The organism is Paenarthrobacter sp. JL.01a, assembly GCF_025452095.1.
Taxonomy (GTDB): Bacteria; Actinomycetota; Actinomycetes; order Actinomycetales; family Micrococcaceae; genus Arthrobacter.
The window spans coordinates 968,667-987,033 of sequence record NZ_CP104877.1 but is presented as its reverse complement, the minus strand read 5'-3'; the positions used below and the strand labels follow the sequence as shown (position 1 = coordinate 987,033).

21 protein-coding genes are annotated in these 18,367 nt (G+C 62.7%); 9 read left to right on the top strand and 12 right to left on the bottom strand.

Annotated features, from left to right (window positions below; all coding sequences use genetic code 11):
* Window positions 1-47: 47 nt before the first annotated feature.
* The 9 genes from N5P29_RS04865 to N5P29_RS04825 all read right to left on the bottom strand — a co-directional run bounded on the left by N5P29_RS04865 (window position 48) and on the right by N5P29_RS04825 (window position 8,890).
* Complete coding sequence (locus N5P29_RS04865; RefSeq protein WP_262277528.1) at window positions 48-254, bottom strand: hypothetical protein; 207 nt, start codon at window positions 252-254, stop codon at window positions 48-50.
* A gap of 70 nt (window positions 255-324) precedes the next feature.
* Window positions 325-1,524 (bottom strand): L-2-hydroxyglutarate dehydrogenase, encoded by a 1,200-nt coding sequence (gene lhgO / locus N5P29_RS04860; RefSeq protein ID WP_262277527.1) that lies wholly within the window; start codon window positions 1,522-1,524, stop codon window positions 325-327.
* 149 nt (window positions 1,525-1,673) lie between these two features.
* On the bottom strand, window positions 1,674-2,165 hold the full coding sequence (locus N5P29_RS04855) for a DUF805 domain-containing protein (protein WP_262277526.1): 492 nt from the start codon (window positions 2,163-2,165) through the stop codon (window positions 1,674-1,676).
* Window positions 2,166-2,379: 214 nt separating this feature from the next.
* Window positions 2,380-3,930 carry an o-succinylbenzoate--CoA ligase gene (gene menE, locus N5P29_RS04850; RefSeq protein WP_262277525.1) on the bottom strand — a complete coding sequence of 517 codons (1,551 nt, stop codon included), beginning with the start codon at window positions 3,928-3,930 and terminating at the stop codon, window positions 2,380-2,382.
* 10 nt (window positions 3,931-3,940) lie between these two features.
* Window positions 3,941-5,266, bottom strand: coding sequence for an MFS transporter (locus N5P29_RS04845; protein WP_262277524.1), 1,326 nt, complete (start codon window positions 5,264-5,266; stop codon window positions 3,941-3,943).
* Between the two features lie 87 nt (window positions 5,267-5,353).
* Window positions 5,354-5,809 carry a MaoC family dehydratase gene (locus N5P29_RS04840; protein ID WP_262277523.1) on the bottom strand — a complete coding sequence of 152 codons (456 nt, stop codon included), beginning with the start codon at window positions 5,807-5,809 and terminating at the stop codon, window positions 5,354-5,356.
* Between the two features lie 36 nt (window positions 5,810-5,845).
* Window positions 5,846-7,057: an acyl-CoA dehydrogenase family protein gene (locus N5P29_RS04835; protein ID WP_262277522.1), complete on the bottom strand. Its 1,212-nt coding sequence runs from the start codon at window positions 7,055-7,057 to the stop codon at window positions 5,846-5,848.
* 1 nt (window position 7,058) lies between these two features.
* The gene (locus N5P29_RS04830; protein ID WP_262277521.1) at window positions 7,059-7,949 is read right to left on the bottom strand and encodes an amidohydrolase family protein; all 891 of its coding nucleotides are present in this window, start codon (window positions 7,947-7,949) and stop codon (window positions 7,059-7,061) included.
* Between the two features lie 2 nt (window positions 7,950-7,951).
* Window positions 7,952-8,890, bottom strand: a complete 939-nt coding sequence (locus tag N5P29_RS04825; RefSeq protein WP_262277520.1) for an SDR family NAD(P)-dependent oxidoreductase — start codon at window positions 8,888-8,890, stop codon at window positions 7,952-7,954.
* A gap of 139 nt (window positions 8,891-9,029) precedes the next feature.
* Here N5P29_RS04825 and N5P29_RS04820 point away from each other — a divergent pair, with 139 nt between their 5' ends.
* The 4 genes from N5P29_RS04820 (at window position 9,030) to N5P29_RS04805 (ending at window position 11,124) form a co-directional block, all read left to right on the top strand.
* Complete coding sequence (locus tag N5P29_RS04820; RefSeq protein WP_144662785.1) at window positions 9,030-9,488, top strand: MarR family winged helix-turn-helix transcriptional regulator; 459 nt, start codon at window positions 9,030-9,032, stop codon at window positions 9,486-9,488.
* 89 nt (window positions 9,489-9,577) lie between these two features.
* On the top strand, window positions 9,578-9,796 hold the full coding sequence (locus tag N5P29_RS04815) for a hypothetical protein (RefSeq protein WP_262277519.1): 219 nt from the start codon (window positions 9,578-9,580) through the stop codon (window positions 9,794-9,796).
* A 42-nt stretch (window positions 9,797-9,838) separates the two neighbouring features.
* Window positions 9,839-10,570 (top strand): DUF72 domain-containing protein, encoded by a 732-nt coding sequence (locus N5P29_RS04810; protein WP_262277518.1) that lies wholly within the window; start codon window positions 9,839-9,841, stop codon window positions 10,568-10,570.
* Window positions 10,571-10,662: 92 nt separating this feature from the next.
* Window positions 10,663-11,124: a peptidoglycan-binding domain-containing protein gene (locus tag N5P29_RS04805; protein WP_262277517.1), complete on the top strand. Its 462-nt coding sequence runs from the start codon at window positions 10,663-10,665 to the stop codon at window positions 11,122-11,124.
* A gap of 148 nt (window positions 11,125-11,272) precedes the next feature.
* Here N5P29_RS04805 and N5P29_RS04800 read toward each other — a convergent pair whose 3' ends face one another.
* The gene (locus tag N5P29_RS04800; protein WP_262277516.1) at window positions 11,273-11,734 is read right to left on the bottom strand and encodes a GatB/YqeY domain-containing protein; all 462 of its coding nucleotides are present in this window, start codon (window positions 11,732-11,734) and stop codon (window positions 11,273-11,275) included.
* Between the two features lie 141 nt (window positions 11,735-11,875).
* Here N5P29_RS04800 and N5P29_RS04795 point away from each other — a divergent pair, with 141 nt between their 5' ends.
* Window positions 11,876-12,160 carry a DUF3040 domain-containing protein gene (locus N5P29_RS04795; RefSeq protein ID WP_262277515.1) on the top strand — a complete coding sequence of 95 codons (285 nt, stop codon included), beginning with the start codon at window positions 11,876-11,878 and terminating at the stop codon, window positions 12,158-12,160.
* On the opposite strand, the gene N5P29_RS04790 is transcribed toward N5P29_RS04795, so the two are convergent.
* Window positions 12,146-13,441, bottom strand: a complete 1,296-nt coding sequence (locus N5P29_RS04790) for an NAD(P)/FAD-dependent oxidoreductase (protein ID WP_262277514.1) — start codon at window positions 13,439-13,441, stop codon at window positions 12,146-12,148. The genes N5P29_RS04795 and N5P29_RS04790 overlap by 15 nt on opposite strands.
* A 127-nt stretch (window positions 13,442-13,568) precedes the next feature.
* On the opposite strand from N5P29_RS04790, the gene N5P29_RS04785 reads away from it, so the two are divergent.
* Genes N5P29_RS04785 through N5P29_RS04775 form a run of 3 tightly spaced genes read left to right on the top strand, consistent with a single transcriptional unit; the run spans window position 13,569 to window position 15,771 of the window.
* Window positions 13,569-14,354, top strand: a complete 786-nt coding sequence (locus N5P29_RS04785; RefSeq protein ID WP_262277513.1) for a histidine phosphatase family protein — start codon at window positions 13,569-13,571, stop codon at window positions 14,352-14,354.
* Window positions 14,332-15,243 (top strand): NAD(P)H-hydrate dehydratase, encoded by a 912-nt coding sequence (locus N5P29_RS04780; RefSeq protein WP_262277512.1) that lies wholly within the window; start codon window positions 14,332-14,334, stop codon window positions 15,241-15,243. The genes N5P29_RS04785 and N5P29_RS04780 overlap by 23 nt, the downstream gene beginning before the upstream one ends.
* Before the next feature lie 21 nt (window positions 15,244-15,264).
* Window positions 15,265-15,771: a hypothetical protein gene (locus N5P29_RS04775; protein WP_262277511.1), complete on the top strand. Its 507-nt coding sequence runs from the start codon at window positions 15,265-15,267 to the stop codon at window positions 15,769-15,771.
* On the opposite strand, the gene N5P29_RS04770 is transcribed toward N5P29_RS04775, so the two are convergent.
* On the bottom strand, window positions 15,768-17,447 hold the full coding sequence (locus tag N5P29_RS04770; protein ID WP_262277510.1) for a RecQ family ATP-dependent DNA helicase: 1,680 nt from the start codon (window positions 17,445-17,447) through the stop codon (window positions 15,768-15,770). The two genes, N5P29_RS04775 and N5P29_RS04770, sit on opposite strands and share 4 nt — an antisense overlap.
* Before the next feature lie 271 nt (window positions 17,448-17,718).
* Between N5P29_RS04770 and N5P29_RS04765 the strand changes: the two genes are divergently transcribed.
* Complete coding sequence (locus tag N5P29_RS04765) at window positions 17,719-18,327, top strand: TasA family protein (RefSeq protein ID WP_262277509.1); 609 nt, start codon at window positions 17,719-17,721, stop codon at window positions 18,325-18,327.
* Window positions 18,328-18,367: the final 40 nt, after the last annotated feature.

Below are 18,367 nucleotides of genomic sequence, written 5' to 3'. Positions count from 1 at the left end.
ACGAATAGTGTGCTCAACGCAACACAACGCAGCTTCCGATGCGGTTCCTACAAGGCTTTTGGCGGCCTCCCTGCGTGGGATTGGATGGCCTGGGCACCTGCGACGGTGACCCCGCTCAGGGCCGGCAGCCAGGTCCAATCCGGAGCCACGGCCAGGGATTCGTCCTCTTCAGGCCCCGCACAGTCCAAGACGTAGGCGGCCTCGATCCAACGCCCGAGGGCTTGGCCAATGCGGGTTGCCAGTGAAGTGATCATGGGCCAAAGCTATCCACCGGGGATGTAAGCACCGTTTCCGGGTGGTCACAGGCTTGTTAACTCACATTCCTCAGTCAGCAAGCGCCTGCTCCACGATGTACTCGGCGATCGCCATGGACGAAGTAGCACCGGGCGAAGGCGCATTCCGCACCAAAACCGCGTCCCGGCGTCGTGCGATCACAAAGTCGTCCACCAGCGATCCGTCACCGTTCATCGCCTGGGCGCGCACGCCCCGGGTTCCGGGGAGAACGGTGGCACCCTCAAGGGACGGCACGAAGCGCATGGCCTCACGGATGAATTTCTTTTTGCTCACGACGGTCTGGAGTTCCCGCACCGCCGAGGGCACATTTTTCCGGGCGAAATTCCAGAACCCTGGAAACAGCGCGTAATTCATTATGTCGCGGACATTCACCGCGTTCCAGGCGTAGGACTCACGGCCAAAGGAAATGAAGGCATTCGGACCCAGCATCATTTCACCGTCGATGCGCTTGGTGAGATGGACGCCGAGGAAAGGATGCCTGGGATCCGGAACGGGATAGATCAGACCCTTCACTTGGTGGCGTGCTTCGTCGCCCAGGAGGAAGTACTGCCCAAAGAAGGGCACGATTTTCGGGGTGGCTGGCTCGCCTGTGGCCTCGGCCAGCCGATCCGATTGGAGGCCGGCACAGGCCACCACCAGGTCGAAATGCCCGCTGCCGTCCTTCGTACGCACCACCACGCCCTCCGATTGCTGTTCCAGCGCAGTGACTTCCTGCCCGAGCCGGATGGTCCCGCCCGAGGCACGAACGTCGTCGGCGAGCGCCCTGGTGATGGCCGCATAGTCCACGATCGCCGTTTCCGGCGAGTGCAAGGCGGAAAGCCCGACGGCGTTCGGCTCCACCTCGCGTATTTGGTCGCCGTTGAGCATGCGCGCGCCGGGCACCCCGTTGGCCTTGGCCCGGGCAAAGATGGCTTCCAGGCGGTGCTGCTCCTCGGCCGTCTGCGCGATGACCAGCTTTCCGCAGGCCTCGTAGGGCAGGTTTTTTGCGGCGCAGAATTCCTGGAGCAGCTCTACTCCCCTGCGGCACAACCGTGCTTTGAGCCCGCCGGGTTCGTAGTACAAGCCTGCGTGGACCACACCAGAGTTGTGGCCGGTTTGGTGTGCGGCCAGACGGACCTCTTTTTCGAAGATGGTGACCTGCGCGCCGTCGAGCTTGTTGGCAAGTTCCCGCGCAACCGCGATACCGATGATTCCGCCACCCACCACGGCGCATCGTTTGATCGGTCCCATGGCTGGCGCTCCTCATCGTTGGGGTCGGTCCGCGTTAATGACAGCATTTCATGGAGTGCTTGTCGCCGACCCCCGGGCACGCGAAAGGGGCGGCACAATGCGTGCCGCCCCCTTTTCTTGGTGCGTGGCTTTACTTAGTGCGTGACGTACTAGGCCGTCGGCTGGTCGAAGCGCTGGCCGGCCGGGTTGGACGGCAGGAGTGCGAAGACCAGGATGGCGAGGCCACCCACGAACGGGATGAGTCCCAGCAGGGCAAGCCAGCCACTGAAGTTGCCGTCGTGCAGACGACGAACCAGCAGCGCGATGGACGGAATCAGGACTGCCAGGTAGAAAATACCCAGCAGGATGAAGCCCACCGTAGCGCCCGGGCCGGGAACAGCAGTTCCATTGGCGGAAACCGTCGCGCCTGCACTGCCCAGGATGCCAGTCAGGATCTGCAGGACGAGGCCGACAATACCCAGTGCCAGGGCAACCCACCAGTATTCACTGCGGCTGGCCCGGCCACTGAAGGCGGTGTACTTCTTGAAGAAGCGCTGGATGGCTGCGCCGATCGGAGCGCCGTAGTAGGGAGCCCAAAGGGGCGGTTCGCCCGCCTGGGTGCCGTAAGGCTGGGTCTGTTGCGGTTGTTGCGGGTAGCTCATTGGTATATCCCCCGGTTTCGTTGTGACCATGCGTACTCAGAGAAGAGTCGTGCCAATCGTAATGCCCCGGAAGCCATTTAGGCAGTTCGATGGACAAAGTTAACCCGGATTTAGCCCATTGATGGATTGTTTCGCCCATTACGGCCCCCACAACCGGGGGATGTGAGAGAGCGTAGGGAGGAAGCCCAAGGGATGTGAGAGAGCGTCGGGAGGGCTACTGGGCGTATTGCTTGCGGAGGTCGGTTTTCCGGATCTTCCCGCTGGCTGTGCGCGGCATTTCCTCCACGAACACCACGGACTTGGGAATCTTGTACCGGGCCAGCTTTCCTTCCAGATGCGAGCGCAGCTGCTCCTCGGTCAAGGAACTCCCTTCGCGCAGCGTGACGACGGCGCGGGGCACTTCTCCCCATTTATCGTCGCTCACCCCGATGACAGCCACGCTCCCCACAGCCTGGAGCTCCGCAATGGCTGCTTCCACCTCAGCTGGATAAATGTTCTCGCCACCGGAAATGATCATGTCCTTCAGCCGGTCCGAGACGAACAAGAAGCCGTCATCGTCGAGGGAGCCCATGTCCCCCGACCGGAACCACGACGAATCCGCATAGCTTTCCGCTGTGGCCTCGGGCCGGTTCCAGTATTCCTTGATGACGTTGGGCCCGGAGATCTGGATCTCGCCTACCTGCCCTGCACCAACGACCCCGCCGAAGGGGTCGACGATCCGCACATCCGTGAAGAAGTGGGCCAATCCCGCCGAGCCGGCTTTCTCCTTGGACGCGGAGACCGGCAGCATGGTTGCACCGGGAGCCGTTTCGGTCATGCCGTAACACGCCGTAAATCCGATACCGCGTTCTTCATACGCGTCCAGCACGCGCTGCGGAACCGCCGACCCGCCGCAGGTGAGCTTGTCCAGGGAGCTGAGGTCCGCCGTCGACCATTCAGCATGGTCGCAGAGCATCTGGAAGGTGGTGGGGACGCCGCTGAGCGTGGTGACTTTGTGCCGGCCCACGAGCTCCAGGACGCGTGCGGGGTCGAACTTGGACTCCAGGATGACCGTGGCGCCTTTGAGCAGCATCGGCAGCAGTCCCATGTCAAGGGATGCCACGTGGAAGAGCGGCGAAATCATGAGCGCTACGTCGTTCCGGCCCAAGTCCATGTCCACCACGGTGTTGATGCAGTTCCACGTGATGTTGCCGTGGGTCAGCAGGGCTCCCTTCGGTTTGCCCGTCGTGCCGGAAGTGTAGAGGATCATGGCGCCGTCGTCCAGGGTCACCGCTTCATCCAGCGGGGCAGCGTCGGCGCGCTCAATCACCTCCCGGTACTGTTCGACGCCGGATGGCAGCTTGGCGGCGGCACTTTCCGGGCCGTCGTCGGGCGCCACCACAAGACGGTGGGTTACCAATGTGTCCGCTACTGATGCGGAGGCCACGAGGTCCAGGGCTTCGGCGTTGACCAGGACGCTGGCGCCGCAATCCTGCAATTGAAACTGGAGTTCCGGGGCGGCCAGGCGGGTATTGAGCGGAACGAAAATCGCTCCGAGCAGCCCGCAGGCAAAGAAGGTTTCCACGAAGGACGGGTGGTTTTCGCCGAGATAGGCCACGCGGTCGCCCTTGGCCACTCCCCTGTCCTTGAGCGCGTTGGCCAGGCGATCGGTCCGGTTGGCGAGTTCGAGGTAACTCAGTTTCCGCTCGCCATGGATGAGCGCTGTCTGGTTTCCGGACTTGTTGCGGCGGCGGTGCAACCAGGATCCAACTCCGTTGTTGTCCATGTGGGTACTCCTAACTGACCGTGGAAAGGTCGTTGTTCTTAGACTCCCGCGTCAGCAGGATGAAGACAATTGACACCAGCGACATACCGGCCAGGAAGATCACCACGGGGACGATGCTCTGACCTGCATCCTTGTACAGGCCTGCAACGATGCCCGGGGTGAAGCCTGTGCCGATCAACGTCGCCAGCTGGTAGCCCACAGCCGCACCGGTGTAACGGTTGGTGGTGCCGAACTGCTCGGAGACAAACGCCGCAAGCGGCCCGTAGAGCGAGGAATGCAGAATGAGTGCAACGGTGAAGGCCAGGAAGATCAAGGCGATACTGCCTGAGCTGAGCATTCCGAACATGGGGAACAGGTACAGGATGAAAAGAGCCAGGCCAGTGACCATGACCGGGCGGCGGCCGAAACGATCGGACAAGCGCCCGCCCAACAGGACAAAGAGGATGGAAATGGCCGAGGCTCCCGCAAAGGCATAGAGCACGCCCTGCTGTGGGGCGCCCTTGGAAACCGCGTAGGTGACAGAGAACGTGGGAAGCACCACCTGGAGGCCAAATCCGGCGGCTCCGGCAAACATGATCATGATCAGGGCTTTTGGACGCTTCAATACTTCCAGCAGCGGAACCTTGCGCTTGGCTCCCAACGCGCTTTCCTTGGCCACAGCCTCAGCGAAGATCGGGCTCTCGGAAACCCGCAGCCTGACGAACATGCCGACGATCAGCAGGAGGAAGGACAGCAGGAACGGCACCCGCCACCCCCAGGCCAGGAAGGCGTCCTGCGGAAGGGCCGAGAAGATACCCATCACCACGGTGCCCAGGACAGCGCCCGTCGGCGCACCCGCGTTCACAAATGAGGCCGCGAAGCCGCGCCGTTTCGGATCGGAGTGTTCCAGGGCCATCAGCGCGGCGCCGCCCCATTCACCGCCGACGGCGATGCCCTGGAAGACCCGCAGGATCACCAGAAGCACCGCTCCCCACGGACCGATCACGCTGGATCCCGGGATCAGGCCGATCAACGTGGACGCGACGCCCATCATGGCCATGGACACGATCAACATGCCCTTGCGGCCAATCCGGTCACCGAAATGGCCGAAGACGATGCCACCCAAGGGCCGTGCGACGTAGCCCGCGGCGAACGTTGCATAAGCCGCCACGACTCCTACCCACTCGTCCGTTCCGGCGAAGAACACCTTGGGGAAGGCAACTGCTGCCGCCGTCGCGTACAGCAGGAAGTCGTAGAACTCGATGGTGCTGCCCAGATAGCTGGACATGATGACCGTGCGCGCTTCTTTACGCTTGGCGGCCGTGCTCGACGATGCGAGTGCAGTGTGTCCTGACATGGCTGTTCCTTGGAAGAGGAGGGACGTTGTTGGAGGGGTACTTGAAAAAGCGGTTGCTTGCAGAAGCGGGTTACTTGTAGAAGCGGCTTACTTATAGAAGCGGGCCAGGAATTCGGCCACGACGGCGGGGCGATCTTGGCCTTCGATTTCGATGGTGGCGTTGACCTTGATCTGGGCGCCGCCCTTGACCTCGGTGACCTCGGCGATGCTTCCCTGCATGCGGACCTTGGAGCCGACCTTGACCGGGGAGGTGAAGCGGACTTTGTCCAGGCCGTAGTTGACCTTGGTGGTGACGCCGTCGACGTCGAACAGCTCGCCCCAAAACGGGATGATCAGGGACAGGGTGAGAAAGCCGTGCGCGATCGGAGCGCCGAAGGGGCCGTCCTTGGCACGTTCGGGATCAACGTGGATCCACTGCTGATCGTCCGTGGCGTCGGCGAACAGGTTGATTTGCTGTTGGGTGATTTCCCGGTAGTCGGTGGTTCCCAGGTCCTTGCCGGACATGGTGAGCAGGGTGTCGAAATCGACGACGAGATTGGGCATCTTTGCCTCCTGGTTGTTGTGTTGTATGAGCGTGGTTCAGTGGGTGAAAGCACTTTCGCCCGTGAGGGCGCGTCCGACGATCAGCGCATTGATTTCGTGGGTGCCTTCGTACGAATAGACGGCTTCGGCGTCGGCATGGAAGCGCGCGACGTCGGCGGCGAGCGTGATGCCGTTGCCGCCTACGACTTCGCGGGCCAAGGCGACGGTTTCGCGCATCATGAGGCTTGTCTGCATTTTTGCCAGTGCGGAATCCTGGTCCCGGTAGCTGCCTTGTGATTGTTGTTCGTTCAGCCTGACCACCAGGGACAGGGAGGCGGTGAGATTGCCAAGCATCCGCGCCAGTTTCTCCTGCACCAGCTGGAAGGAACCGAGCGTTCGGCCAAATTGTTGGCGTTGCTTCACGTACTCCAAGGCCGCATCGAAAGCCCCGGCCTGGATGCCCGTGGAGATCCATGCGACGTCCGATCGCATGGCCCGCAGCATGGCGGCAACGTCCTTGAACGAGTTCACGTTGTGCAGGCGCATCGATTCAGGAACCCGGACACCGGCCAGAGTGATGTGGGCGTTCTGCATCATGCGCAGCGAGGCCTTGCCGTGGATCTTCTCCACAGTCACTCCGGGCGCATTGCGGTCCACGAGGAAGCCTTTGACCTGGCCATCGGCGACGTCCCGGGCGAACACACACAGCACATCCGCCGTGGAGGCGCCACCAATCCACCGTTTCGCGCCATCCAGGATCCACGTTCCACCTTCAAGGTCTGCGTCGAAGCGGGCCGTGGTGGAGAGGCCGCCAGCAATATCGGAGCCATGATCCGGTTCGGTCAGCGAGAAGACGCCCTTGAGCGAAAAGTCGATCACGCGGGGCATCCACTCCTTCTGTTGCTCCGCCGAGGCGCCTACCCGGATTGCCGTCCGGAACAGGCCTGCCTGCGCGGTGTACCAAGTGGCGAGGGAAGCATCGGTGCGGGCCAGTTCGAAGATCCGGAAACCGTGATAAATCCCGCGGGCGGGAGCGTCAAACGGTTCCATCAGGTCGAGGTCGATCAATGGCCCCGCCAGTTGCTCCGGGAATTCTCCGCGTTCCCAGTAATCGGCCAGGAGCGGCTTGGCTTCGGCGTCCAGGAAATCCCGCAACCTGGCCAGCACTGCGCGCTCGTCAGGACCCAGGAGCGCTTCGGCGTCGTACCAATCCGCCACCCGGTAAAGCCGGGCACCCAAGCCGGCTTCCGTCGTCGTGCTTGTTGTCATCTCAGCCACCCAAACCCAGCAGGCGGACGGCGTTGTCCTTGAGGATCTTTGGCCGGACCTCGTCCTTCAACGGCAGGTCCGCGAACGCCCCCAACCATTTCTGCGGCGTGATCAGGGGAAAGTCCGTGCCAAACAGCACTTTGTCCTGCAGCACGCTGTTGGACAGACGCACCAACGACTCCGGGAAATACTTCGGAGACCAGCCGGACAGGTCGATGAAGACGTTGGATTTGTGGGTTGCGATCGAGTTCGCCTCGTCCTGCCACGGTACCGAGGGGTGGGCCATGATGATCTGCAGCCCGGGAAAGTCTGCGGCGACAGCATCCAGCAACAGCGGATTGGAGTACGCGAGCTTGATGCCGTAGCCGCCCGGGAGCCCTGCACCCATACCGTTTTGGCCGGTGTGGAAAACGCACGGCAAACCGAGCTCCTGGAGCGTCTCCCATAATGGGTAGAACTGCTCGTTGGAGGGATCGAACCCTTGCAGTGAGGGGTGGAACTTGAACCCCCGGGCGCCGAGTTCAACCGCCTGCTGCTTCGCGCCGGCGACGGCGTCCTCCCCTGTTCGCGGGTCGACGCTGCCGAAGGGAATCAGGACATCGTTGTTCCTCGCCGCACCCTGGATCAGTTCCGGGATGCTGTTCGGTTCGTGCTTCAGCTGGGTGCGGGCGTCCACAGTGAAGACGACGGCGGCCATGTTCAGTTCGCGGTAGACCTCGGCGATCCTGTCCAGCGACGGCGTCCTGTCCTCGGCCTTGAAGTACTTCGCCGAGGCCTCCGTCAGGGCGTCAGGAAGCGAGCCATGTCCGCAGCTGTCCACTTCAAGGTGGACGTGCATGTCGATCGCGTCCAACCTTGTGACGTCAAGGCCAGGTTCATAGCGGGTAGTCATGGTCAGCGGGCCTGTGCCGGTTCGGGCTGGAGTTCCTCGGGCAGCGGCAGGAATTCCTCGCCGTAGCTCTGCAGAGTTTCCTTGCTGAACAGTTCACCAGCGCTCTCCTGCAGGGCCTCGTAGCTCCAGCCGCCCTCGCGGTATTCGGTGGTTGCCGGCGTCGGATGCGTCCACACCTGAAGCCGGTCACCTCCGGCGCCGATCGCCTGGCCGGTGATATCGGACGCTGAGTCAGAGGCGAGGAAGGCAATCAGCCCGGCGACGTCGTCGGCCGTTCCAAAACCGAGGTCGTGACGGAAGAAGGAGGGCATCGCGTCGCCTCGCTCGTCGGCCTCAACGGCCTTCTGGAAGTACGGGACGGTTTTGGTCATGGCGGTGGCGGCCACGGGGATGACGGAGTTGACCGTGACGCCGGCGCGCTTCATTTCCAGTGCCCAGGTGCGGACCATGCCGACGATTCCGGCTTTTGCCGCGGCGTAATTGCTCTGACCGAAGTTCCCGCGCTGGCCGGTCGGCGAGCCGATGGTGATGATCCGGCCCGGGATGTTGTTTTCCTTGAAGTAGGAGAAGGCCTCACGGACGCAGGTGAACGTGCCCTTCAAGTGGACGTTGATGACCAGGTCGAAGTCCTCGTCGGTCATCTTCAGCAGGCTCTTGTCGCGGAGGATGCCGGCGTTCGTGACCAGGATGTCCAGGCGGCCGAACGTCTCAACAGCACCGGCGACCAGTGCCTTGGCAGCGTCCGTTGAACCTACGGGGACCACCACCGCAGTGGCTTTGCCACCCTCGGCCTCGATCCGGGCGACCGCTTCCGCCGCTGTCTCAGCGTTCACGTCGTTAATAACGACGGCGGCACCCTGGCGGGCGAGCTCCCTCGCGTAGGCGAGTCCAAGGCCCTGACCACTTCCAGTGACGATTGCAACCTTGCCGTTCAAGCTCATGGCGTGCTCCTTCGCATGCAGTAACCGGCCGGAGCCGGTGGGGCCGATCCCACTGCGACGTGAGATCCTTGTCATGATCAATGAGAATACGGATCATTGAGAAAGTCAACGATTGTTTTTCATTACTATTGGAGTTGTCATGGGCCTGCAAAGCACCGAAGTGGAAACCCCGCGCCTGGCCGAGGCCAAAATTGGCAGCGATGTGGGGCTGCTGCTCGCCAAGCTGCATGCCACCGGGTCCCTCCTGAATAACAAGGCACTGGCGGACTACGGGCTCCGCGAGAGGTCCTTCTCCGTCCTGACGCTGGCCTGCAGTGGACTGGAGCCGACCCAGCGGGAGCTTGCCGATTTCCTCAGCCTCGACCCCAGCCAGGTGGTCAGCCTGGTTGACGATCTTGAGCACCGCGGCCTGGTGAAAAGGGCGCAGGGCAAGCAGGACCGGCGCGCGAAGATCATCGTCTCCACCTCCGAGGGCCGGCGGATCCACAACAAGGCGCGGGCTGCACTTGAGGTGTGCGAGCAAACACAGCTCGCTGCGCTGAACGAGGAAGAGAACGCTCAACTGAGGGCGCTGTTGAAGAAGGCGCTATGGGGGTAGGTTGGAATGGACAGTTGCACAGCCACTCCCGGAGTCGGTATGCGATTGTCTATTTCGGCGGACGACGGGTTGTGTCAGGATCAGGGATCATGAGCTTCCCTCTCTTCCACGATCCCCTGCAGGGCACAGTCACCGTTGACGCCCAGCCCGTGCGTGATCCCCAACTTCACCGCCCCTCCCGCACCGCCACGCAGGCGCCACGGCCGTCAACCCACGGGACAAGAACGCCCCGCGGCGCACGCCAGCGCGAAGTAGCGAAGGTCGCCGATGACCTCCGGGCACTGATGGCCAGGACCTCCCTCAACTGAGCGCTGCGTTAAGAAGCTGCCCAAAAGGGGTACATCCTCACCATGGGCATCCACATCGGCACATCGGGCTGGAGCTACGACCACTGGGAGAATGTGCTCTATCCCCCGGGCCTTCCCGCTGCCAAGCGCCTGTCCCACTACACAGCACGATTTAACACAGTCGAGCTGAATGCCAGTTTCTACCGCTGGCCCCGCGACACCACCTTCGCTGGCTGGCGGGAAAGGCTACCACCGGGATTCGAGATGTCGGTCAAAGCGCCGCGCGGACTGACGCACGCCAAGAAGCTGTACAGTCCCGAGGTATGGGTCGAACGCATCGTCCGCTGCTGGCACGAACTCGGCGACAAAAGGGCCGTCCTATTGGCCCAGTTGCCGCCGGATTTTGCCCGCGATGATGCCCGGCTCGACTACTTCCTGGCCGCCCTTCCCCATTGGATCCGCGTCGCCGTCGAGTTCCGCCACGACAGTTGGGACCACCCCGATGTGTACGCGCTCCTGGAACGCCACCAGGCCGCCTACTGCATCATGAGCGGCGCCAACCTGCCATGCATCCTCCGCGCCACCGCCCCGTTCGTCTACATCCGCATGCACGGGCCGGACCACCAGCACCTCTACGGCGGCTCCTACTCAGAGGACGATTTGAGGTGGTGGGCCGACAGGATCCGCGAATGGAGCGGCTCCGGCAAGGACATTTACGTCTACTTCAATAACGACGGCGGTGGTAACGCCGTGCGCAACGCTGACACCCTGCGGTGGCTGCTTGGGGTCAACTGAGGCAACCACTAGTTTGCACCAAGGGGCAGTCAGACCTGATAATAACCCTGCTATTAATCCACTCATTTGTTTTATTCGTCGAGGAGTAAGTCATGAGAAGGTTGAAGAAGGCCATAGCCACTGTGGCAGGGATTTCCGCAGTGCTCGCGGCGGGGTTATTGAGCGCCGCGCCGGCCCAAGCCTCCGGGGTCACGCATCAAGGATGCACCGCATACGTCTACCAATACGGAGGATATTCCGGTTGCGTGGGCCTGATCCAGAGATCCCTCAACGGAATCGCGTCGGTCCGAGGCGGCGCCTATGGCGGTTACCAGCTCGCCGTGGACAATTCCTTCGGCTACAACACTGACACCAACGTCACTCGCTTTCAAAGGTATACAGGCATCACCGCCGATGGCATCGTCGGCAACAATACGTGGTACCAGCTATGCCGCTATGCCGGCTCGTACTCCATGTACGGGCGCGATGCCTGGTATGCGGCTTACGACGCCGGCTGCATCGTAGAGGTACCTGTCGGCACCGGAGGGGGTTACTACAACATATCCCGCTACTAAACCTCTCCCGCCGGGGGCTTCGCCACCAGGAACACCCCTGGCGTCCATTGCTTGCGCCGGAGGCTTTGGAGCAACCCAATCCGAGCATCCAAGCCTCCGGCATCAGTGGAGCACAAAATTGCCCGGCGGCAGTTTACCCCCGTGGCAGCTATGCCAGGCGGGCGCGCACGATCTCGCTGACGGTCTTGCCATCAAAGCGTCCCGCAACCTTTGCGGTAACAGGCTTCATGACAGCACCGATGGACCGCATGGAGAGGTCCTGGCCTTCCGCTTTCAAGGCATTAATGGCCTCGTCCACGATGGCCTCTACCTCTTCACGCGTCAGCGCTTTGGGAAGGTAGGCCTCGATGATCTCGGCCTCAGCGACTTCGGCCGCCGCACGGTCAGCCTCCCCTGCTTCGGTGTAAATCCGTGCTGTGTCCCGCCGCTTCGCGGCTTCCTTCTGCAGCAGTGAGGTGACCTGGGCGTCGTCGAGCTCCACCGGCGTCTTGCCTGACTTTTCGCGGGTGGTGATTTCACCCAGGACGTTGCGAACTGTAGTCAGGGCGACTTTGTTGCCTGCCTTCATGTGGTCGACGACGTCTGCCTTTAAACGTTCTTTGAGTGTCATGATTCTCCTCGATCGGGTTTCCTCCTGCCATCTTCCCAGCAGATGCCCGCGGGGGCTCAATATCCCCGATTTGATGCTTGCGGTCCGAATAATAAGCATGCTTAGCTTATTGGAACACTGAGCCTGGAGGAGGAACCCACTATGCCCCTTTCGGAACGCGAGCGCCGGGTTCTGCAACAGCTCGAGCGGGAGCTTTTCATCCAGGATCCCGATTTGGCCCGGCAACTGGAAACAGGCGTCCCAGTGCACGGTCCGGTCCAGCCCCGCGTCCGTGACGTCATGGCAGCCGCTTCAGGAGTCCTCCTGGTCCTGCTGGCAATCCCGTTGCACGTGGTCCCGCTTGCCCTCGTCGGCGGCTTCTTTGTGGTCTACGCCGTGGTGTCCCATAAGAAGTACAAGAGCCAGGCCCCCTCAAGTTTCCTTTGATGGCAGCGTCCCCGGTGGAGCCTCCGAGGGAGGTTCAACCTGCAGGGGGCTACTGACAACTACCTGCGCAGGGCTGTGCAGGAGATAGCCGTTGAGCCACGAAAACAATGCCCGGATCTTTTGCTGCAGCCCGGACAACAGCGCCAGGTGGACCAAGAGCCACGACAAGAACGCGAAGACACCTTGCAACTGGATGCGCTTCCGGCCAAGTTCAGCCACGGCAGCGCCGCGACCCACCATTGCCATGTACCCCTTGTCCAGGTAGCGGAATGGCTCGCGGGTGCCGCCGTTGAGGTCCGCAAGGATGTTCTTTGCCGCCCACTTTCCGGCCTGCTGTGCGACCGAACCCAGCTGGGGCAGTTTGGCACCGGTCGAGTCTGTGATGTTGGCAGCATCGCCAATGACATACACGCCCTCCGAGTCAGGCGCCGTCAGGTCCGGGTTGACGTCGATCCGCCCGCCCCTCCCCTGGGCAAGCCCCGCGCCGGCAATGATGTCGCCGGCCTTCAAGCCGCCGGCCCACACCACAATCTGCCCCGGAACAGAGCTTCCGTTAGCCAACGTCACACCGTCGCGCCGGACCTCGGTGACCCCCACGCCCATGTGAAGTTGAACGCCCACTTTCTCCAAATGCTCAGTGGCGTACTTCTGCGACTTGGACGAAAACATGTTCAGCACGCTGGGCACCATGTCCACCAGGTGCACCCGGCAACGGGCCGCCAGCTCTGGTGAAAAGTACTTCGTCACTACATATTTGACGTTTTCCGCCATGGCTCCGGCAGTTTCAACACCCGTTGGCCCACCGCCAACCACCACCACGTCCACGGACGTGTCGGGGTTCCCGTCGGCCTCATCCAACAAGCGGGTGAGCCCAGCCCCAAGCCTGGTGGCGTCCGTGACGGAGTACAGGGGGAACGCCAGCTCTTCCGCACCGGGGGTATTGAAGAAGTTAGGGACAGCCCCCACGGCCAGGACCAATATTTGGGCCTTGAGGGTCTGCCCGTCCGCGGTGGTGACGGTCCGTTGTGCTGCGTCCACAGATTCCACTGTGGCGGTGAGGACCTTGACCGTTTTAAGGCGACGGAACACCGAGCGCAGTGGCCGTGCAATGGCCGACACCCCTATCTGTGAGGTGGCAACCTGATAGAGGAGGGGCTGGAACTGGTGGTAGTTGTTCGAGTCGATGAGCAAGACGCGTACACCCTTGCGGCCGAGTTCCTTGGCTGCCGCAACGCCCGCGAATCCGCCACCGACCACAATGACCTGGTACGTGTCCTTCATGCGAGCAACATACTTCACTGGCGGTCCAGGCAACAGAGGTTCCCGAACCGCCGTCGGGCGTTTATTCTCTGGATCCGTGGGTACGCAGTGGGTAGTGTTCTGCAATTCGGCAACGCACGCGAAAGGGGTGGCTTTTGTGAACGAGGACGGTCTGACGGACGCCGTGCAGGAGGCCGGTGCCGTGGAATTGTTGCTGGTCCGGCATGGTGAGAGCGAAGGAAACGTGGCCGCCACCGAAGCCCGGGTGGCGGGAGCGGAGATCATCGACGTGCCCGCGAGGGACCCGGACGTAAATCTCTCGGGCACGGGCCAGGACCAAGCCAAGGCTTTGGGGACCGCGCTGGCCCGCATCGCCGAGGAATTGCGACCGGACGCTGTTGTTTCCTCCCCTTACGCCCGCGCCCGGCAGACGGCGGAAATCGCCGTCGAAACTGCAGGGTGGCCCGTGAAGGTACTCACCGACGAGCGCCTCCGTGACAGGGAATTGGGCATTCTGGACAGGCTGACAAGCCTCGGCGTGAAGAACCGCTACCCCGATGAATTCGAGCGTCGTGCGTGGCTTGGCAAGCTGTACTACCGGCCGCCCGGGGGTGAGTCCTGGGCGGATGTGGCCCTGCGTCTTCGCTCGGTCCTGGACGAACTAAACACCCTGGGAACAGGCCAAAGGGTGATGCTGGTCTGTCACGATGCCGTGATCCTCCTGGTCCGCTACGTGCTGGAGGGCATGTCGGAAGAGGAAATCCTGGACCTCGCCGCGACCACGTCAGTGCTGAATGCCTCCATCACACGGTACGTACGTCCCACCGGAGCCGGCCCCTGGGAGTTGGAGAGTTTCAACGTTGCCGACCACCTGACAGAGCAGGGTGTCACAGTCACCGAACACGCCGGGGATGCCAGTGTCCACCCGCAGTGAACCCACCCTGGTCACTCCATCGCTTCTGCGTGACTGGCCGCTGCCGGCCCCCGGAGACGATAAGTATTCACGTGGAGCGGTCCTTGTCATCGGCGGAGCACGGGCGACCCCGGGAGCGGCCATTCTTGCAGGGACTGCGGCGCTGCGTGCGGGGGCCGGCAAAATCACGTTGGCCGTTGCCGAATCCGCGGCAGTCCAGGTGGGCGTAGCGCTGCCGGAGTGCGGTTCAATCGGGCTACCGGAGACAGCCGCCGGGTCACTGACGGGCGAGGGGCTGGACAGGATCTCCACCTATCTGGAACGCGCCGACACCCTGCTGGTCGGCCCTGGATTGGACGACCTCGATCTCGCCGAGACCCTGCTTCGAACGCTGTTGGAACGGGAGGAAGCCGACGGCGGCACGAACGCCGACCGGGGTCCCGCCGTCGTGCTTGACGCCTATGCCCTCGGAGCGCTTGCGAAGGTGCAGAACCGACTCGAACCATGGCGTGGCCGCCTGATCCTCACCCCGAACCCGACGGAGGCCGGAATCCTGCTGGGCAAGGATGTCGACGACCTGCCAGCTGCCCTGCTGGACATTGCCCGGCGCTTTGACGCCGTGGTCAGCTGCCAGGGGTTCATCGCCGGTCCGGAAGGCACGGAGCCTGAACTTTGGAAGATCACCACCGGTTACGGTGGCCTGGGGACTTCCGGCAGCGGCGATGTCCTGGCCGGCGCGGTTGCCGGACTGAGGGCCCGCGGAACGAGCAATGCCCAGGCCGCCTGTTGGGGCACCCATCTGCATGCGGCCGCCGCGGATCGCCTGGCAAGTAAGCTGGGTCCGCTCGGATTCCTGGCACGCGAGCTGGCCGACCAGCTACCGGCGCTGATGTTGGAACTGAATACCTGAACCTTCGGCTAGGCTCCCAGCATGGGGACAATTGAAAGCAGCACTCAAACAGGGCGGGTCACGGTTAGCTTGCTCGGGCTGGTCGTAATAGCCGTATATTCCGTGGCCGCAGCTCTGCAGATCCTTGTATGGAATCCGCTCGCCGCTGTTCCGGGTGCCTCGCTGGAGGAGATACATGCGGGTCTGGCCCGAGGCAACGAGTCAATTTCAGTGGCGGCGGTTGTAGCGTGGTCAAGCATTGGCACGGTTCTTGCCGGCGTGGTGGTTCTGCTGACTGCAACACGGGTTGTTTCACGGATGAGAATCGTTGTGATCTTGGACCTGCTGATCCTGGCCATGGGCGCGCCCATCTATTTCTTCACATCATTCCCGGCCGGCATGGCCTTGGCTGATGCGTTCTTCATTTCCGGTGGCGACTACGCACCGTGGGGTGGCTTGCTGTGTCTGGTGAGTGCCGCGGCCCTGACGGCAGCACTGTTGGTGACGATCTTTCGGAGGCGCTACGGGGCCGCCACGGCCCGCGCCTAGGCGGGCTTCAGCAGTTCATGCTCGACGACGGCGGTACTGGACAGGGTTTTGTAGCCCTCCTGCTCGAACAGGACAGTTATCACGTCGTCCTCGTGCCGCATCACCAAACCGGGACCCCACTCCTTGTGGATCACGGTGGATTGCAGGGGGAACAGTTGCTCCGCACCGGAATCTGCCGGGCTGCCCGCAGCCGGCTCGTCATGCTTCCGGGCGTCATGATTCCGGGCGTCAGCGCAGGCATCGCAGTTGCCGCACGGCTCCGGCAGGTCTTCACCGAAGTAGCCCAGCAGGAACTGGCGACGGCAACCGTCCGTCTCGGCGTAGGCCCGCATCATGGTGAGCCGGGACTGGTCAACACGTTGCCGCGCCTCGGCCAGTTCCACCGCGCGCTTGACCAGGGTGGCGGGCTTCGCTTTGGAAGCGAGCCGGGTTCCGCGCTTGCCGCTCTTTACTGCACCGGCTTCTTCCAGCTGGTTCACCAACCCGGTAACGCGCCGCGCCGGGAAACCTGTCAGCTCCGCTATCGCGGACTTGGGAGCCGGCCCTCCAGCGTTCTTAACAACCTTCAGCACAGCTCTCAGGGCCTCGGGATCCGGTGAGTGGGTGCCGAAGAATTTGCGCAAACCCAGGTCCTCTGCCCGGTAATGAAGGATCGCCGCGGCGGCTTCACCATCACGGCCGGCGCGACCAATTTCCTGATAGTACGAGTCCAGGGAATCCGGAATGTCCGCGTGCACCACGAACCTCACGTTGGCCTTGTCGATGCCCATGCCGAAAGCCGTCGTGGCCACCACGACATCCAGTTGATCCTCCAGGAACCTCTCGTGGATGTCCTCGCGGTCGGCATCCGCGCGGCCCGCGTGATAAGCCTCTGCCCGCAGACCCCGCTCCGTCAGCGTGGCCGCGTAGCTCTCCGTGTCTTTCCGCGTGGCGGCGTAGAGCAGGCCCAGCCCTTCCGAGCCGGCAAGCTCCACCACGTGTTCCACCACGGCTTTGCGCTTGGCTTTGTCCTCCTGGTGGCGCACCACATCAAGGCTGATGTTGGGTCTGTCGAAGCCCCGGACCAGGATCAAGGGGTCCCGCATGCCCAGCCGCTCAACGATCTCATCGCGCACCGGTGGCGACGCCGTCGCAGTCAGGGCGATCACCGGCGGATTTCCCAAGCGATCCCGGACGTGGCCCAGTTCCAGGTAGTCCGGGCGGAAATCATGTCCCCAAGCTGAAACACAGTGGGCCTCATCCACCACGAACATCGTGATATCCAGCTTGGCGATGCGCTCAACGGTTTCCTGCTTGGCCAGCTGCTCCGGGGCGAGGAAGAGGAACACCGCTTGGCCCGACTCGGCTGCATGCCACGCAGCCTCAACTTCCGCGTCGGTGCGCGAAGAGTTGATGGCGACGGCGGCGCCGTCGCCAAGGTCCTCGGCGAGCCCATCCAGTTGGTCCTCCTGCAGGGCGATAAGGGGCGAAACCACGACGGCGGGGCGTTTTGTTTGTTGGTGCAGGTACAGAGCCGCGACCTGGTAGGTAGCGGATTTTCCGTACCCCGTAGGCATAACTGCCAGAACGTCCCGGCCCTCGGCCAGGGAGCTCATCCCGGCGAGTTGGCCGTCGCGCAACTCCGGAAGGGAAAAGGAGGACGCCGCGAGGGCAGTCAGGTCAAAGTCAGCTGACATGGAAGATATGGCTCCGCTTGGTGGTTCCTGCGGCCACCTGCATCAGCCGAGATCTCCAGCCTAGCGCGAGCCGGAGGGGAAGCGTCTTTTCGCCGGATGGGACCTGTGGATAACCGCTGCGGTTTTCTTGAGTGTTTCCTGAGGAAGTGTTGCGGGTTTGCAGGATTTGTTCTTGATCCAGGCCCGGCAAAGTAATTCCTGTCAGCCACACAGGCTGGAACAACAGGCCGGCCGGTCTCACGGTGGCCACAGGAAAGGAACACTGATCCCCATGGCCATCAGCCTCAAAACCACCACCGGAAAAATCCTCGCCTCCGTCGCACTGGTCGGCACCGCAGCCGCCGTCGCCGGCATGGGAACCTACGGCGCGTTCACCTCCTCCACCTCCGCCTCCCAAGCCGTCACCGCAGGCACCGTCACCATCGCCCTGGGCGCCCCCGGCCCCGCCAACACCCTCAACGTCCCCATCGCAGGACTGCTCCCCGGTGACAAAGTCGAAAAACTCGTCACCCTGGCCAACACCGGCAACTCCGACCTGAACAACGTCACCCTCACCACCTCCGCCGGAGCCACCGGATCCCTGCTCACCACCGACACCACCAACGGCCTGCAACTGACCATCGAAAACTGCAGTGTTGCCTGGACCGGTACGGCAGCCCCCTACACCTGCGGCGGAACCAAAACCACCGTCCTGGCCTCGGCCCCGGTCATCACAGCGAACAAGGTCCTCAACAACCTCACCTCCCTGACCTCAGCCAAGACCGACAACCTCAAAGTCACCACCGCGTTCCCCACCACCGCGGACAACACCTTCCAAGGCGCCACCTCCACCATCGCCTTCGCCTTCACCGGCACCCAACGCACCGAAACCACCAAATAACCACCAAGCCCCAGACCCCGGAAACCGGCCCGCTTGCCCT

Bases quoted from the DNA above. Each gene is read 5' to 3' on its own strand.
- N5P29_RS04830 (WP_262277521.1), bottom strand. From the start codon at position 7,949: ATGACTACCCGCTATGAACCTGGCCTTGACGTCACAAGGTTGGACGCG.
- N5P29_RS04820 (WP_144662785.1), top strand. From the start codon at position 9,030: ATGGGCCTGCAAAGCACCGAAGTGGAAACCCCGCGCCTGGCCGAGGCC.
- N5P29_RS04800 (WP_262277516.1), bottom strand. From the start codon at position 11,734: ATGACACTCAAAGAACGTTTAAAGGCAGACGTCGTCGACCACATGAAG.
- N5P29_RS04845 (WP_262277524.1), bottom strand. From the start codon at position 5,266: ATGTCAGGACACACTGCACTCGCATCGTCGAGCACGGCCGCCAAGCGT.
- N5P29_RS04765 (WP_262277509.1), top strand. From the start codon at position 17,719: ATGGCCATCAGCCTCAAAACCACCACCGGAAAAATCCTCGCCTCCGTC.
- N5P29_RS04840 (WP_262277523.1), bottom strand. From the start codon at position 5,809: ATGCCCAATCTCGTCGTCGATTTCGACACCCTGCTCACCATGTCCGGC.
- N5P29_RS04780 (WP_262277512.1), top strand. From the start codon at position 14,332: ATGCCAGTGTCCACCCGCAGTGAACCCACCCTGGTCACTCCATCGCTT.
- N5P29_RS04815 (WP_262277519.1), top strand. From the start codon at position 9,578: ATGAGCTTCCCTCTCTTCCACGATCCCCTGCAGGGCACAGTCACCGTT.
- N5P29_RS04810 (WP_262277518.1), top strand. From the start codon at position 9,839: ATGGGCATCCACATCGGCACATCGGGCTGGAGCTACGACCACTGGGAG.
- menE (WP_262277525.1), bottom strand. From the start codon at position 3,930: ATGGACAACAACGGAGTTGGATCCTGGTTGCACCGCCGCCGCAACAAG.
- N5P29_RS04855 (WP_262277526.1), bottom strand. From the start codon at position 2,165: ATGAGCTACCCGCAACAACCGCAACAGACCCAGCCTTACGGCACCCAG.
- N5P29_RS04790 (WP_262277514.1), bottom strand. From the start codon at position 13,441: ATGAAGGACACGTACCAGGTCATTGTGGTCGGTGGCGGATTCGCGGGC.
- N5P29_RS04775 (WP_262277511.1), top strand. From the start codon at position 15,265: ATGGGGACAATTGAAAGCAGCACTCAAACAGGGCGGGTCACGGTTAGC.
- N5P29_RS04795 (WP_262277515.1), top strand. From the start codon at position 11,876: ATGCCCCTTTCGGAACGCGAGCGCCGGGTTCTGCAACAGCTCGAGCGG.
- N5P29_RS04835 (WP_262277522.1), bottom strand. From the start codon at position 7,057: ATGACAACAAGCACGACGACGGAAGCCGGCTTGGGTGCCCGGCTTTAC.
- N5P29_RS04825 (WP_262277520.1), bottom strand. From the start codon at position 8,890: ATGAGCTTGAACGGCAAGGTTGCAATCGTCACTGGAAGTGGTCAGGGC.
- N5P29_RS04865 (WP_262277528.1), bottom strand. From the start codon at position 254: ATGATCACTTCACTGGCAACCCGCATTGGCCAAGCCCTCGGGCGTTGG.
- N5P29_RS04770 (WP_262277510.1), bottom strand. From the start codon at position 17,447: ATGTCAGCTGACTTTGACCTGACTGCCCTCGCGGCGTCCTCCTTTTCC.
- lhgO (WP_262277527.1), bottom strand. From the start codon at position 1,524: ATGGGACCGATCAAACGATGCGCCGTGGTGGGTGGCGGAATCATCGGT.
- N5P29_RS04805 (WP_262277517.1), top strand. From the start codon at position 10,663: ATGAGAAGGTTGAAGAAGGCCATAGCCACTGTGGCAGGGATTTCCGCA.